General features: G+C 64.5%; 16 protein-coding genes and 1 other RNA gene. 6 read left to right on the top strand and 11 right to left on the bottom strand.

Annotated elements, in window-relative coordinates; all coding sequences use genetic code 11:
* Position 1: 1 nt before the first annotated feature.
* The gene (locus tag ACZ1J6_RS10255) at positions 2 to 442 is read right to left on the bottom strand and encodes a hypothetical protein (RefSeq protein ID WP_465128079.1); all 441 of its coding nucleotides are present in this window, start codon (positions 440 to 442) and stop codon (positions 2 to 4) included.
* Positions 443 to 518: 76 nt separating this feature from the next.
* Positions 519 to 2,648: a malate synthase G gene (locus tag ACZ1J6_RS10250; protein WP_431566569.1), complete on the bottom strand. Its 2,130-nt coding sequence runs from the start codon at positions 2,646 to 2,648 to the stop codon at positions 519 to 521.
* Positions 2,649 to 2,970: 322 nt separating this feature from the next.
* Between ACZ1J6_RS10250 and ACZ1J6_RS10245 the strand changes: the two genes are divergently transcribed.
* Positions 2,971 to 3,261, top strand: a complete 291-nt coding sequence (locus tag ACZ1J6_RS10245; RefSeq protein WP_134092780.1) for a hypothetical protein — start codon at positions 2,971 to 2,973, stop codon at positions 3,259 to 3,261.
* Positions 3,262 to 3,378: 117 nt separating this feature from the next.
* Here the strand turns inward: ACZ1J6_RS10245 and ssrA are convergent.
* Both ssrA and mscL read right to left on the bottom strand, forming a co-directional pair.
* Positions 3,379 to 3,746: a transfer-messenger RNA gene (gene ssrA, locus ACZ1J6_RS10240) on the bottom strand.
* Positions 3,747 to 3,818: 72 nt separating this feature from the next.
* A complete protein-coding gene (mscL, locus tag ACZ1J6_RS10235) occupies positions 3,819 to 4,244 on the bottom strand; it encodes a large conductance mechanosensitive channel protein MscL (RefSeq protein ID WP_132262421.1) in 426 nt (141 codons plus the stop codon).
* 208 nt (positions 4,245 to 4,452) lie between these two features.
* On the opposite strand from mscL, the gene ACZ1J6_RS10230 reads away from it, so the two are divergent.
* From ACZ1J6_RS10230 to ACZ1J6_RS10210, 5 genes are read left to right on the top strand one after another with little or no spacing between them, the layout of a single operon-like run.
* Positions 4,453 to 5,058 carry a LemA family protein gene (locus ACZ1J6_RS10230; RefSeq protein WP_132262419.1) on the top strand — a complete coding sequence of 202 codons (606 nt, stop codon included), beginning with the start codon at positions 4,453 to 4,455 and terminating at the stop codon, positions 5,056 to 5,058.
* Positions 5,059 to 5,071: 13 nt separating this feature from the next.
* Positions 5,072 to 5,884 (top strand): TPM domain-containing protein, encoded by an 813-nt coding sequence (locus ACZ1J6_RS10225; RefSeq protein ID WP_314468191.1) that lies wholly within the window; start codon positions 5,072 to 5,074, stop codon positions 5,882 to 5,884.
* A gap of 12 nt (positions 5,885 to 5,896) precedes the next feature.
* Complete coding sequence (locus ACZ1J6_RS10220) at positions 5,897 to 6,580, top strand: TPM domain-containing protein (RefSeq protein WP_132262415.1); 684 nt, start codon at positions 5,897 to 5,899, stop codon at positions 6,578 to 6,580.
* The gene (locus ACZ1J6_RS10215; protein ID WP_132262413.1) at positions 6,577 to 7,137 is read left to right on the top strand and encodes an NUDIX hydrolase; all 561 of its coding nucleotides are present in this window, start codon (positions 6,577 to 6,579) and stop codon (positions 7,135 to 7,137) included. Before ACZ1J6_RS10220 ends, ACZ1J6_RS10215 begins: the two co-directional genes overlap by 4 nt.
* Before the next feature lie 2 nt (positions 7,138 to 7,139).
* Positions 7,140 to 7,343, top strand: a complete 204-nt coding sequence (locus ACZ1J6_RS10210; protein WP_431566568.1) for a hypothetical protein — start codon at positions 7,140 to 7,142, stop codon at positions 7,341 to 7,343.
* A gap of 135 nt (positions 7,344 to 7,478) precedes the next feature.
* Here the strand turns inward: ACZ1J6_RS10210 and mmsB are convergent, their stop codons facing one another.
* The 7 genes from mmsB to ACZ1J6_RS10175 form a co-directional block, all read right to left on the bottom strand.
* A complete protein-coding gene (gene mmsB / locus ACZ1J6_RS10205) occupies positions 7,479 to 8,348 on the bottom strand; it encodes a 3-hydroxyisobutyrate dehydrogenase (RefSeq protein WP_134092776.1) in 870 nt (289 codons plus the stop codon).
* A 138-nt stretch (positions 8,349 to 8,486) separates the two neighbouring features.
* Entirely contained in the window at positions 8,487 to 9,269 is a 783-nt protein-coding gene (locus tag ACZ1J6_RS10200) for an enoyl-CoA hydratase-related protein (RefSeq protein WP_431566567.1), read from the bottom strand.
* An 11-nt stretch (positions 9,270 to 9,280) separates the two neighbouring features.
* Positions 9,281 to 9,625, bottom strand: coding sequence for a YunG family protein (locus tag ACZ1J6_RS10195; protein ID WP_314468059.1), 345 nt, complete (start codon positions 9,623 to 9,625; stop codon positions 9,281 to 9,283).
* A complete protein-coding gene (locus ACZ1J6_RS10190; protein ID WP_465128078.1) occupies positions 9,622 to 10,725 on the bottom strand; it encodes an enoyl-CoA hydratase/isomerase family protein in 1,104 nt (367 codons plus the stop codon). The genes ACZ1J6_RS10195 and ACZ1J6_RS10190 overlap by 4 nt, the downstream gene beginning before the upstream one ends.
* 13 nt (positions 10,726 to 10,738) lie before the next feature.
* Complete coding sequence (locus tag ACZ1J6_RS10185; RefSeq protein ID WP_132262405.1) at positions 10,739 to 11,893, bottom strand: acyl-CoA dehydrogenase family protein; 1,155 nt, start codon at positions 11,891 to 11,893, stop codon at positions 10,739 to 10,741.
* Positions 11,894 to 11,929: 36 nt separating this feature from the next.
* Entirely contained in the window at positions 11,930 to 12,439 is a 510-nt protein-coding gene (locus tag ACZ1J6_RS10180; RefSeq protein WP_431566565.1) for a hypothetical protein, read from the bottom strand.
* Between the two features lie 84 nt (positions 12,440 to 12,523).
* A complete protein-coding gene (locus tag ACZ1J6_RS10175) occupies positions 12,524 to 14,017 on the bottom strand; it encodes a CoA-acylating methylmalonate-semialdehyde dehydrogenase (protein WP_431566564.1) in 1,494 nt (497 codons plus the stop codon).
* Positions 14,018 to 14,110: the final 93 nt, after the last annotated feature.

The raw sequence follows: 14,110 nt of genomic DNA, 5'->3' as shown, positions 1-14,110 counted from the left end.
TCTAGCGTTCGGCGTCGCTCAAACCGGGGTTCGCCGTTTTGGAGAGAACCGCACCCGCCTGCGCTGGTTCGGGCTCGGCGGCGCCGAGACCCGGCTTCACAAGCTGGGCTGCCACCCAGATCGCAACAGCCGCACCAAGCGTCATCAGCATCAGCTGAACGAGGCGACCTGCCAGTCTTCCATCGGACGCCAGCGCCCCGGCCAAGCCCTGATCGCGCGGAAAGCGCAGGGCTTCGACCGCCAGCGCCACCGGCAAGGGTTCATCGTTGCCATTGGCATGGGATGCCGAACGTGCGGCTTCCCGCCCAGCGCGCGCTGCGTCGAGATGCACGACGCTGGATGGGTCGCTCGGTCCGGCGGTGTTACCTTCAGCCGGCACACCGCTTGACGGTGTGCCGGGTATGGCGTGCCCGTGGGCACGGTCGATTCTATGTCTCTTCAACGCCGGGCCCCCCTAGCGAACAATCCTTTGAATAGTGCTTTGGGGCCGATAGATCAAATTAAAGTTAATGCGAGAGTCAGACTTCTGCAAAAAGTTGCAGGCGGACGGCGTCCTTCTTTTTACGGCGCCAGGCATGGAGCAAGGGCTCGGTATAGCCGTTGGGCTGCTCCACGCCCTTGAACACCAGATCGCAGGCCGCGAGGAAGGCGAATGAGCCTTCCCAGTTGCCGGCCATGGGCTCGTAGAGCGGGTCGCCCGCATTCTGGGCGTCGACCTTGGCCGCCATGCGGCGCAGCGAATCCATCACTTGCTCGGCCGAGCAGACGCCGTGAAACAACCAGTTCGCCATGTGCTGGCTGGATATGCGCAACGTGGCGCGGTCCTCCATCAGCCCGACATCGTCGAGGTCGGGAACCTTGGAGCAGCCCACGCCCTGGTCGATCCAGCGAACGACATAGCCGAGCAGACCCTGGGCATTGTTGTCCAGTTCGTCCCGCACTTCCTCTTCGGACCAGTTGGCGCCGTCCGCGAGTGGAACCTGGAGCAGCAGGTCAAGGCTCGGGATCGCGGCCCCTGCCATCTCCTCGCGCAAGCCGAAGACGTCGACCTCGTGATAGTGCATGGCATGAAGCGTCGCAGCCGTGGGGGACGGAACCCAGGCCGTGTTCGCGCCCGTCCGGGGATGGGCGATCTTCTGCTCCAGCATGTCGCGCATCCGGTCCGGCGCAGCCCACATGCCCTTGCCGATCTGGGCAATGCCGGAAAGGCCATGCCGCAGACCGATGGCGACATTGCGCCGTTCATAAGCCGCAATCCACTCGGAGCCCTTGATCGCATTCTTGCGGATCATCGGCCCTGCCCGCATCGAGGTGTGGATCTCGTCCCCGGTGCGATCGAGGAAGCCGGTATTGATGAAGACGATGCGATCCTTCACAGCCTCGATGCAGGCCGCCAGATTGGCGGAAGTGCGCCGTTCCTCATCCATCACGCCGACTTTCACCGTGTAGCGCGGCAGGTCCAGCAAGTCTTCGACGGCATCGAACAGGTCGTTGGTGAAGGCGCATTCCTCCGGGCCGTGCATCTTCGGTTTGACGATGTAGATCGACCGCTCGCGGCTATTGCCGAAGCGCGTCAAACCCTTGACGTCCTGCGCCGAGATCGCGCTGGTCAGGACGGCATCCATGATCCCTTCCGGTATCTCCGAACCGTCCGGCAGCAGGATCGCCGGGTTGGTCATGAGATGGCCGACATTGCGGACGAACAGCAGGCTGCGCCCCGGCAATGCCAGCACTTCGCCGGAAGGCGTGGTGACGGTCCGGTCTCCGGCGAGTTCGCGGGTGCGGGTTTCGCCGCTCTTCTCGAACGTTTCCGTCAGGTCGCCGCGAATCACGCCGAGCCAGTTCGTGTAAGCGGCGAGCTTATCCTCCGCGTCCACTGCGGCGACGGAATCTTCCAGATCGACGATCGTGGTCAATGCCGCTTCCAGCACGATATCGGCAATGCCCATCCGATCCGCGCGCCCGACCTGGCTGGCCGGATCGACGACAATCTCGATGCCGAGCCCGTTCGAGCGGTAGAGGCGTCCCGCCTGTGTCACGCCCACATATTGGCCGGGGTCGGCAAGCGGGGCGCCGAGACTGTCGAGATCGCTCCAACTTCCGGTAGCGAGCGGCAGGGCCTTGTCGAGGAAACGGCGGCCCTGTGCGATCACCGCGGCGCCGCGAACCGGGTCGTAGTCCTTTCCCTGGGCCTGCGCAGCGTCGAGCGCGTCCGTCCCATAGAGCGCGTCATAGAGGCTGCCCCAGCGCGCATTGGCAGCATTGAGCAGGAAGCGCGCGTTGAGCACCGGGACGACAAGCTGCGGTCCGGCCATCGTCGCGATTTCAGGATCGACGCCGCGCGTGCCAATGGAAAACGCGTCCGGTTCCGGCACCAGGTAGCCGATTTCCCGCAGGAAATCCTGGTACTCGGCCTGATCGATGGGCTTTCCCGCGCGCTGGAGATGCCAGGCGTCGATGCTCGCCTGCAAGGCGTCGCGCTGCCTGAGCAGAGCCTTGTTGCGCGGTGCCAGGTCTGCGAGCAGCGCGGCAAATCCGGGCCAGAAGGCGGCGGCGTCCTGCCCGATCGGTGGCAGCACCCGGTCCTCCACGAAACGCGCCAGTGCGGCGTCGACCCGAAGGCCCGAGCGATCAACTCTGTCCGTCATTTTTCCTCGCATTCCCTGCACGCAGACCCATTCGGGCGGGCGGCGACCGTGACATCTGTTCAAGACTGTCCTGGGGAGGATCGGCCATTCTATGCCTCATCGCAAATGCCTTGGCAATCGCGAACGCGGTTTCGCAAGGAAGCTCCGTTACGGTCCCAAAGTGGTACCACGTCGGATCAGCTTACACCTTGCGTCGGAAAGACTTACATAGAAGATTGCTGTCGACGCCGCCCATCGCGGGAACCTCGGGTTGGCCCGGATGTTGCTTCGAATGCGCTGAAGTTCCTGCCGATCGGCACAGGGCAGGACTGGAAGGACTGGAATGCTTCGCAAGATCAGCCGCCTCTTCGTGATCAAGACCCGCTGGGAAGCGTTCATGATCATCTATGCCCTCGCGCTGGGCGCGGTGGAGCGTGGAAGCGTCTACCTCACGCGATTTCCGGGATGGGGCGGCAAGTTGCTGTTCCTGGCCTGCACGGGCGCCGTCTTCATGGCCGGCGCCAAGATACTCGACTGCCTGAAGTTCGAACAGGCGCAGGAACGCGCCGCCGAAAAGACCGAAATCGCATCCGAAACCGATCAGAATTCCATGGCGAGAATCGACGCCGCCTGAGCGCTGTCGTTGTTCGAACAGCCATCCGACCGAAGCCGCGCAGCAGGCGGTTTCGCGGCGATTCTCTTTGATGGGTGAAGGTGGGGTGTTTCTGTTGCAAGGTACACCCCGAACCCCTGGAATCCCTTCTGTTGCCCGGTGGGTCCAACCGCGCTTTAGCTTTGTAACGTCAGGCCGTTAGGCCCTAGAATTACGCGGCGAGAGCGAGTGCTTCGTTGTCGTTGGCACTTGTGAGTTTTGAGCCTTGAACGGGTTACTCAGCCCGAATGAAAACACCGCTTTTCAACACACGTCGATCCTAGTTCGGCCCCGTCATCACCCCTGCGACAACAGGGTTGCCCTGCCGAAAGGCAGGACGGGTGATGGTGGAGCCGCCGGGTACCGCCCCCGGGTCCGCTGTGCCTATTGTACGGCGCAGTTTATCATCATAGCCAACCGAAGCTGGCGAGACCCCATATAGGGCGCCGTACGAAAATGAAAAGGGGGCGGGTTCACCCCTCCCCCTCTTCGTGGAACGTCGCTGTGGAACACGCTCTTTCGCGAATTTCCCCAGCCAATCAGCCTTTCTTCAAGGCGTCGCGGATTTCCGCAAGCAGCTGAACTTCGGTCGGGCCGGTCGGCGCGGCCGGTTCTTCCTTCTTGGGCAGAAGGCGATTGGCCTGCCGCACGATCAGGAAAATCACGAAGGCGAGAATCAGGAAGTTGATGATCGCCGTGAGGAAGGCACCGTAGCCGAACATGGCCACGCCTGCCGCTTTGAGGCCGGCGTACGTCATCGGGCCGGTATAGTCTGCCGGGACGGTGCCCAGCACGACGAACTTGTTGCTGAAGTCGATACCGCCGGTGATGAGGCCGATGAATGGCATGATCACGTCGTCAGTCAGCGAGGCAACGATCTTGCCGAATGCGGCGCCGATGATGACACCGACGGCAAGGTCGAGCACGTTGCCGCGCGCAATGAAAGTCTTGAATTCCTGAAGCATGGGTCGGTTTCCCCTCGATCCTGTGCAGGCCATGGCTGGCCCTGGAGACCTGCCACATCGAAGTTTAGCTAACAATCGGTTGCGGTAAGAAGTTGCATGACGCGACTGTCCTTGAACCGGAACCGCCGCCTGCTATCTATCTGAGCAAGAGACCGTCCATTCAGAACGAGGCGGGGCCGAACGGTCCCGTCGATCAGGAGGATCACGCATGACCCTGTCGAACCTGGCCCGCAAGAGCCGCGCCGTGCTTGCCCTTGCGGCGGCTCTGTCGCTGGCCGCCTGCGGCTTCAACTCGGTTCCGACCAAGCAGGAAGCCGCCAAGGCGAAGTGGGCCGATGTGCAGGCCGCCTTCCAGGAACGCGCCAACCTCGTGCCGAACCTCGCCGCCGTCGCCAAGGGCGCCGCGACGCAGGAAAAGGAGATCCTCACGGGCGTGGTCGAGGCGCGTGCCAAGGCAACCAGCGTGCAGGTCAATGCCGAGGATCTGAATGATCCCGCGAAGATGCAGCAGTTCCAGGCTGCCCAGTCGCAGTTCGGCCAGAGCCTGTCGCGCCTGCTGGTCAGCGTCGAGCAGTATCCCGATCTCAAGTCGATCGTGAACTACCAGATGCTCCAGACCCAGATCGAAGGTCAGGAAAACCGCATTCGCATCTCGGTGCGCGACTACAATGCCGCGGTCCAGGACTACAACACCGAAGTCCGCACGTTCCCGACCATGATCGGCGCCAAGCTGCGCGGTGCAGATCCGCTCGTGCCCTACCAGGCCGCAACGCCGGGCGCGGACGTCGCGCCGAGCCTCGAAGGCAAGATCTGATATCGTGATCCGCGTGAAGGCCGTCCTTGCGGCCATCCTTCTGGCGTTCGGCGCGCTGCTTGCCCAGCAGGTGGCCGCCGCGCCCAGTTTCCCCAAGCTGACCGGGCGCGTGGTCGATGACGCCAAGGTCATCCCGGACGATGTCAAAGCCCGGCTCACGCAAAAGCTGGAGGCGCTGGAGAAGAATTCAGGCCGCCAGCTGGTGGTCGTCACCCTTCCCAGCCTTCAGGGCTACGAGATCTCGGACTACGGCTATCAGCTCGGCCGCGCCTGGGGCATCGGCCAAAAGGGCAAGGACAGCGGCGCGCTGCTGATCGTCGCGCCCAATGAGCGCAAGGTGCGGATCGAGGTCGGCTATGGCCTGGAACCGATCGTTACCGACGGCCTTTCCTTCCTCATCATCAACAACGACATCATCCCGCATTTCAAGCAGGACGATTATCCCGGCGGCATCGAAGCCGGCGCCGACGCTCTGGTCAAGCAGCTGACGCTGCCGCCCGAGGAAGCGCAGAAAGTCGCGGCCGAGGCCGATGCCGCGCGCAAGGATAGCGGCGGCGGATTCCCGATCGGCACGATCGTGTTCATCGTCATCATCGTCTTCTTCGTCGTCCTGCCGATGGTCAACGAGGCGCGCGGCGGCGGTCGGCGCCGGGGCGGCTTCGGCGGCCCGATCATCTGGATGCCCGGCGGTTTCGGCAACGACGATGACGACGATCGCTGGGGCGGCGGTGGCGGATGGGGCGGCGGCGGCGGCTTCGGAGGTGGCGGAGGTTTCTCGGGCGGCGGCGGCAGCTTCGGCGGCGGCGGCGCGAGCGGCAGCTGGTAGGGGGACGAGACAATGGCATTACCCATCTACCTCTCCGACGAGGACCATGCGCGGATCAGCGCCGCCGTGGGCGAAGCGGAAATGCACAGCGCCGGCGAAATCGTCACCGTCCTGGCAGACCGTTCGGACGGCTATACTGACGTGGCCCTTGCATGGTCGGCGATCGTGGCGTTTCTCGCCCTGGCCGCGCTGGTAATCGCTCCGGAATTCTACATGGGCCTCTACGAGCGGCTGCTGGCCGACTGGGGGCACGAATGGACCCCGCGCATGATCGTCGGCCTGGCTGCCGGTGTGGCTGCGATCAAGTTCGGCGCCATGCTGCTGCTGCAGCTCTGGCCGCCGCTCAAGTTCTGGCTAGTGCCTCCGCAGATCAAGACCATGCGCGTCCATGCCCATGCGGTTCGCGCTTTCCGCATCGGCGCGGAGCAGCGGACGACGGGGCGAACCGGCGTCCTCATCTACCTCTCCATGCGCGAGCACCGGGCCGAAATCGTGGCCGACCGCGCCATTGCCGCGAAAGTGGATCCCGAGGTCTGGGGCCAGGCCATGGCGGCCATGCTCGCCCATGTCGGCGATGGGCGGATCTGCGACGGCATGATCGTCGCCGTCGGCAAAGTCGGCGCGATTCTTTCCGAACATTTCCCTCGCGCCGATGACGACGTGAACGAACTTCCCGACAGGCTAATCGAAATATGACTGATATCTCCACGCTGCCCCTGCCCCCGGACGCCGATGCGGCGGATGAGATCATGTGGCAGGGCAGGTTCATCACCGCCCGCAAGCGCGGCCGCTGGGAATATGTCAGCCGCGCCAGGGGCATCCGCGCCGCGGTGATCCTGGCCGTCGATCCGCATGACCATGTCATCCTGGTGGATCAATACCGCGTGCCGCTGGGCAAGCGCTGCATTGAATTGCCGGCGGGGCTGGTCGGCGATCACGACGAGAGCGCCGATGAAGATGCCAGCGTAGCTGCTGCCCGCGAGCTGGAAGAAGAAACCGGCTATCACGCAGGCCGCATGGAAAATCTGGGCGAGTTCTTTTCCTCCCCCGGCATGGTCAGCGAAAGCTTCACGCTGTTCCGCGCGCACGATCTGGTGAAAGTAGGCGAAGGCGGCGGCGTCGATAGCGAAGACATCGTGGTCCGCCGCGTGCCGCTCGCCGGGATCGAGCAGGCCATCGCAGACTGGCGCGCGCAAGGCTACGCCATGGACGTGAAGCTCCTCATGCTGCTGGGCGCGCGGCTGTTGGGCTGATCGTGAAAACACGGTTCGGCGTCTGTCAACGCAAGGCGCGCTACGCCAGCGAGGCGGCGGCGCTGGAAGTGGCGCAAAAGGCCGATGTCGTTCTGCGGCCCTATCGCTGCCCGCTCTGCCGGCAATATCACCTGACCAGCCGAACCAAGGGAATGCGGGTTCCGCGTTTCCTGCTGGAGCGGGCGGAAGGGGGCAAGGGGGCCTAGCAACCCGCCCCCGATTGGCGGCCCCGCCCTTCTCGCCTCCCGATCCTCGCCCTCATGACCGGAAAAGTTCCGTCACGGCAAGCGATGGGATCAAGGTGAAAGTTCAGGCCGGGGCCGCTTTGGGCATAACGGAATTCAGAGCGTGGTGAAGATCGCTCCAAAGTCCTTGCCGCCGTTTCCGGCCTCGACGAACGCCTCGTAGATCCTGGTGGCGTGCTCACCCATCGGCACGGCGGCGCCGGAGGTTTCGGCTCCCGCCATCGCCAGACGCAGGTCCTTGAGCATGAGCGCCGAGGCGAAACCGCCCGCGTAGCCGTTGTCCGCAGGGCTCGTCGCGCCAACGCCGGGCATTGGCGTATAGTCGTTAAGCGACCAGCAGTAGCCGGTGGCCTTGGAGCTGATCTCGTAGAATGTCTGGGGATCGAGCCCCGCTTTTTCGGCCAGGGCCAGCGCCTCGCAGGTGCCGATCATATGGATCGCCAGCAGCATGTTGTTGCACATCTTGGCGACCTGGCCTGCGCCCGTTTCACCGGCATGGATAACCGCCTTGGCCATCGGTTCCAGCACGGCGCGGGCGCGCTCGAAGGCTGTTTCGCTGCCGCCGACCATGAACGTGAGAGTGCCGCCATTGGCCGCCGCGATCCCTCCCGAGACCGGCGCATCGACCATTTCATACCCGGCCGCCTGCGCCAGTTCCACGACTTCGCGCGCAGTGGCGAGGTCGATGGTCGAGCAGTCGAGGAAAAGCGCGCCCTTGGGAGCGTTTCCGAACACTTCGGCGGTGTAGACCGATCGGACGATCGCACCGTTGGGGAGCATGGTCACGACCGCTTCCGCGTCCGCGACGGCTTCGGAAACCGTCGCTGAAATCGAACAGCCCTGTTCCGCCGCCTTGCCGGTGGCTTCCGGCGAAAGGTCGAAGGCGGTCACGGCATGCCCAGCCTTCACGAGGTTCGCGGCCATGCCGCCGCCCATGTTGCCCAGACCGATGAAGGCGATTTTCATGACGTTCTCTCCCAAGTTTGAGACCGCTGGCCATCCGTTACCATCGGCCGGGCACCCAAGCGCCTCGCTGCATTCTTGCGCGGCTGGGCCAGCGGTCCCCGGTCACGCCGGGACGACATCCGACCCGCCACGGCGGCCTTAGCGGCCTTTCCAGACGCCGGGGCGCTTCTCGACGAAAGCGGCCATGCCCTCGGCCTTGTCCTCGGTGGCGGTGAGCACCTGGAACAGGCGGCGCTCCATGATGAGGCCGGTGTCGAGCGTGGTCTCGAAAGCGAGGTTGACCATTTCCTTGTTCATCATGGCGGCCAGCGGCGGCATCCCGGCAATCGCTTCGGCGGCCTTCAGCGCTTCGCCGAGGAGTTGGTCCTGCGGCACCACGCGGCTGACCAACCCCGAACGCTCGGCCTCCGCGGCATCCATCATGCGGCCGGTCAGGCACATGTCCATGGCCTTGGACTTGCCGACCGCACGGGCCAGACGCTGCGAACCGCCCATGCCGGGCGCCACGCCCAGCTTGATCTCTGGCTGGCCGAATTTCGCGTTTTCAGAGGCGATGATGAAGTCCGCCATCATGGCCAGTTCACAGCCGCCGCCAAGTGCGAAGCCGTTGACAGCAGCGATCCACGGCTTGCGGGTGGTCTTGACGATCTGCGCGGTCCAACCGGCGAAGAAGTCTTCCGAGTAGAACTCGGCGCCGGGCTTTTCGACCATCTCCTTGATGTCAGCGCCTGCAGCGAAGGCCTTTTCACCCGAGCCGGTGATGACGGCGCAGCCCTGGCTCTTGTCCGCCTCGAAGGCGGCGAAGGCCGTTATCAACTCGCCCAGTACCGATGAATTCAGGGCATTGAGCGCCTGCGGACGGTTGAGCGTGATGAGAGTGACGTTGCCCCTCGTTTCGACCAGGATCGTTTCGTAGCTCATCGGAAGTCCCTTCAGGTATTCGCTTCGATATCGGCGATCAGCGCGGCAAGATGGGCCGGGCTGGCATGTTCGTGCGCCTCGTCACGCGAGGTCGGCGTGTTGTCGTAAGGGATCGGCTCGTCGAACTGGTCCGCAGCCAGATCCCAGAACCGGCCGTCCACCCGGTTGTAGAAGTGAGTGCCGCCCTTGGTCGCGGTCTTGAAGATGTCCCCGCCGAAGTAGTGCTGCACGGCCAGCGCCGTCACCGCGCACTGATTGCGCGCGGGGTTAGCGGGATCGAATGGATCGGGGATGGAAGCGGCGGACCAGGATTTCTTGACGACGTGGTAGAGTTCAATCGGCGTCGGGAACGTCAAATCGGCCTCCACTCGTCTTCGGGGGCGAGCGGCGCGAAAATCGCGTCCAGCATATCCTCGGTCACGTCTTCGGGCGTCGACGGGTTCCACTTCGGCGCGTGGTCCTTGTCCACGATCACGGCGCGCACCCCTTCGGCGAAGTCGGGCAGGACCAGCACGTGACTGCCGATGCGGTACTCCATCGCCATGTTCTGCGCGAAATTGTCGAGGGTCAGCGAGGTGGCGAGCTGGCGCAGCGCGATCTTGCAGGCCTGCGGGCTCTTGGTGCGCAGCGTGGCGAGTTCCCGTGCGGCCCATTCGCTGTCGTCGCTTTCCAGCGAAGCGAGCACCTGCTCCAGCGTGTCGAAGGCGAAATGCTTGCGGATCTGCGCGGCGTGGGCGGCGATCCTGGGCTCGGGCGCCTTGTCGGAAAGCGCGCCGAGCACACCACCGATCTCATGGCCCGCGGCGATGCGGCGCTTGGCTTCGGGAAGCGCCTCGCTGGGCAGGTAGTGCGTCGCAAGGCCCGCCCAGAGGCATTCCGCGCCATCCAGCCGCGCGCCGGTCAGCGCCAGGAACTGGCCGAGCCTGCCGTCCAGCCGCGAGAGGTACCAGCCGCCGCCGACATCGGGGAAAAGGCCGATCCCGGTCTCGGGCATGGCGAAACGGGTGTGCTCCGTCGCCACCCGGAAGGGCGCGGGCTGCGAAATGCCGACGCCGCCGCCCATGGTCACGCCGTCCATGAATGCGACGACCGGCTTGTCGTAAATGAAGAGCTGGTGGTTGAGCTGGTATTCGGCACGGAAGAAGCGACGCCCCTCTATCCCGTGGTCTTCAAGGGCCGACCGGCGCAGCAGGTTGATGTCTCCGCCCGAGCAGAAGCCTCGACCCTCGCTGTGCTCGATCATGATCGCCTTCACCTCGGCATCGTCCGCCCAGGCCGCTAGCGCGTGGCTCATCAATTCGCTCATGCCCAGAGTGAGCGCGTGAATCGCCTTGGGCCGGTTGAGCGAGATGATCCCGGCCACACCATCGCGCCGGGTGAGGATTTCGGCGTCCAAACCACCAGCAGGCACGGCATCGGCAGGGAGGGTATCTCCAGACAGCGAATCGGTAGTCATGTCCTCGTGCCCCTTACTTGAGCAGGTCGCGGCCGATGATCATCCGCATGACCTCGTTGGTGCCTTCGAGGATACGATGGACGCGAAGGTCGCGCCAGAACCGCTCGATGGGATAGTCGCGAAGATAACCGTATCCACCGAAGAGTTGCAGGGCGCGGTCGACGACCGAGGAGCCGGTGTCGCTGGCCATCATCTTGGCCATGGCGGCAAAGCGGGTCTTGTCGGGCGCGCCGGCGGTGACCTTGGCGGCGGCAAGATAGAGCAGCGCGCGGGCTGCCTCCAGTTCGGCGGCCATGTCGGCAAGCCGGAACTGGGTGTTCTGGAATTCGGCAATGGGCTGGTCGAACTGCTTGCGGTCCTTCACATATTGAACCGCCTCATCGAGGCAGCGCTGCGCGCCGCCCAGCGAACAGGCACCGATGTTGAGGCGCCCGCCATCGAGACCGGCCATGGCGAACTTGAAGCCGTCCCCCTCGGCGCCGACGCGGTTTTCGGCCGGGATGCGGGCATCTTCGAAGATCACCTGCGCAGTGGGCGAGGCATTCCAGCCGAGCTTCTTCTCCGGCGCGCCGAAGGAGACACCGGGCGTGTCCTTGTCCACGACGAAGCACGAAATCCCGCGCGACTTGTGATCGCCCGTACGTGCCATCACGACGTAGACGTCGTTGTAGCCCCCGCCGGAAATGAACTGCTTGGTGCCGTTGAGAACGTAGTGATCGCCTCCGGCATCCTGGACCAGCCGCGCGGTCGTCTTCAACGCGGCCGCGTCGGAGCCGGAGCCCGGTTCTGTCAGGCAGTAAGAGCCGATCTTCTCCATGGAGCAGAGGTCAGGAAGATAGCGATCCTTGAGCTGCTGGTCGCCGAACCTGTCGATCATCCAGGCGACCATGTTGTGGATCGAGATATAGGCGCTGGTTGCCGGGCAGCCGTAGGACATGGCCTCCATGATGAGCGCCGCGTCCAAGCGGCCGAGGCCGATGCCGCCGCTTTCCTCGGACACGTAGATCGCCCCGAAGCCAAGCTCGCCCGCCGCTTTCCAGACATCGACCGGATAGTGGTGCTTCTCGTCCCACTCGGCAGCATAGGGCGTGATGCGGTCGGCAGTGAACTTGCGTGCGGTCTCCTGGATCGCAAGCTGGTCCTCGGTCAGCCCAAACTGTTCGGTCATCTCTGTTCTGTTCCTGGCAGGTGCGGTGGGGTGCTTCTAGGGGCACTTTGCATAAGTGAGCGTACCGGGCATCGCGTCCGGTCCGGTGTCCTTGCGGACAAGAGTCTTGCCGCCGTCGGGCGAGCGCAGGGCCACGTCAAGGTTCCAGCTCTGCCCTTCGCCGGTGAAGGCGAATTCGCCCTCCAGAGCCGTCGCGGAGCCGGACTTGATAGTGCCGAGCTTGGCCACTGATTCGTAGAACTTCAACGTATCGGCGTCGACCGTCAGCAGGCCTTTGGCATCACCCCTGGTGCTGGTGCAATCGGCATCGACGAGACCCCAGCGGCCCTGCAGGGCGGCGGGTATCGCCGAAGGCACCGCAGCCGGCTCCGATGAGGCAGAGCCGCCACCCGAGGATGGCGCCGTGGCACCGGGCGCCGGCTCCGGAAGCGTGGTCGCGGTTTCCTCGGCCGTGGGCTTGGCCGGCTCTTTCGAGCAGGCGGCGAGACCGAGGGCAAGCAGCGAGACGGTCAGGGCCGGGGCCAGTGCATTGCCGATCTTCATCATCGAGCGACCTTCCTTTTCTGCGGACGTTCCCGAGGAAACACCTGCAGTCCCTACCCTGTTCCGCGCTCCGGTCCCTGCCAATCGTCAGGCCATGGTCGGGATGATGAAGGCGCTGTCGCCCGCACCGCCATCCGGCCAGCGCTGGGTCACCGTCTTCACCTTGGTCCAGAAGCGGACGCCTTCCATGCCGTACTGGTTGTGATCGCCGAAGGCCGAGCGCTTCCAGCCGCCGAAGCTGTGGTAGCTGACCGGCACCGGGATCGGCACGTTCACGCCGACCATGCCCACTTGCACGCGCTGGACGAATTCACGCGCGGCGTGGCCGTTGCGGGTGAAGATGGCGACGCCGTTGCCGTACTGGTGCCTGGAGGGCAGCTCCACCGCTTCCTCGAAGCTCTTGGCGCGGACGATCTGCAGCACCGGGCCGAAGATCTCTTCCTTGTAGGCGCTCATCTCGGTGGTGACATGGTCGAACAGCGACGGGCCGACGAAGAAGCCTTCCTCATAGCCCTGCAGCGAGAAGCCGCGACCGTCCACCACCAGTTCGGCGCCTTCGTCGACCCCGGTCTGGATCCAGTTCTCGATCTTCTGCTTGTGGACGGCGGTGACGACCGGGCCGTACTGCGCTTCGGGATCGTTGGACACGCCGACCTTGAGCTTGTCGATCGCGGCGACCAACTTCTCGCGGAGCAGATCTGCGGTTTCGTCACCCACCGGAACGGCCACCGGCAGCGCCATGCAGCGTTCGCCCGCCGAACCATAGGCGGCGCCCATGATGTCGTTCACGGCCTGGTCCATGTCCGCGTCGGGCATGACGATGGCGTGGTTCTTCGCGCCGCCCATCGCCTGCACGCGCTTGCCGGCGGCAACGCCGCGCTCATAGACATAGTGAGCGATGTCGGACGAGCCGACGAAGCTGACAGCGGCAATGCCGGGATGATCGAGGATCGCGTCGACCATTTCCTTGTCGCCATGGACCACCTGCAGAACGCCCTCGGGCGCGCCGGCTTCCAGGAACAGTTCGGCAAGGCGGTTGGGAACCGAGGGATCGCGCTCGGAGGGCTTGAGGATGAAGGTATTGCCCACCGCGACGGCCGGAGCGAACATCCACATCGGGATCATCGCCGGGAAGTTGAACGGGGTGATGCCCGCCCCGACGCCGAGCGGCTGGCGCATCGAATAGACGTCGATCCCCGGGCCGGCGCCCTGGGTATATTCGCCCTTCAGCATATGCGGGATGCCGCAGCAGAACTCGACGACCTCAAGCCCGCGCTGGATGTCGCCCTTGGCGTCGTCCACGACCTTGCCATGCTCGGAGGCCAGCATTTCTGCCAGCGCCTGCATATTCTGTTCGATCAGTTCCTTGAACTTGAACAGCACGCGGGCGCGGCGCTGCGGGTTGGTGGCGGCCCACTTGACCTGCGCTTCCTGCGCGGTGGCCACGGCACGGTCGAGCAGGGCCTTGTCGCCAAGCGGGACCTGGGCCTGAACCTGGCCGGTGCTGGGGTTGAAGACGTCACCCATGCGGGCGGCCGATCCGCCGCTTCCGCCGACAACGACGTGGTCAATCAGGCGCATTCCTCATCCTTTCGCATTGTCTTCGACGGCACTCACGGTGCGCTTTCCACGTTAGGTGGTCCCGGTCCGATTTGCAGGCAAGCTGAAAATACG

Source organism: Novosphingobium sp. BL-S-21 (assembly GCF_055521655.1).
Note: the sequence above shows the minus strand (reverse complement) of the source record. Positions and strands in the feature narration are given on the sequence as shown.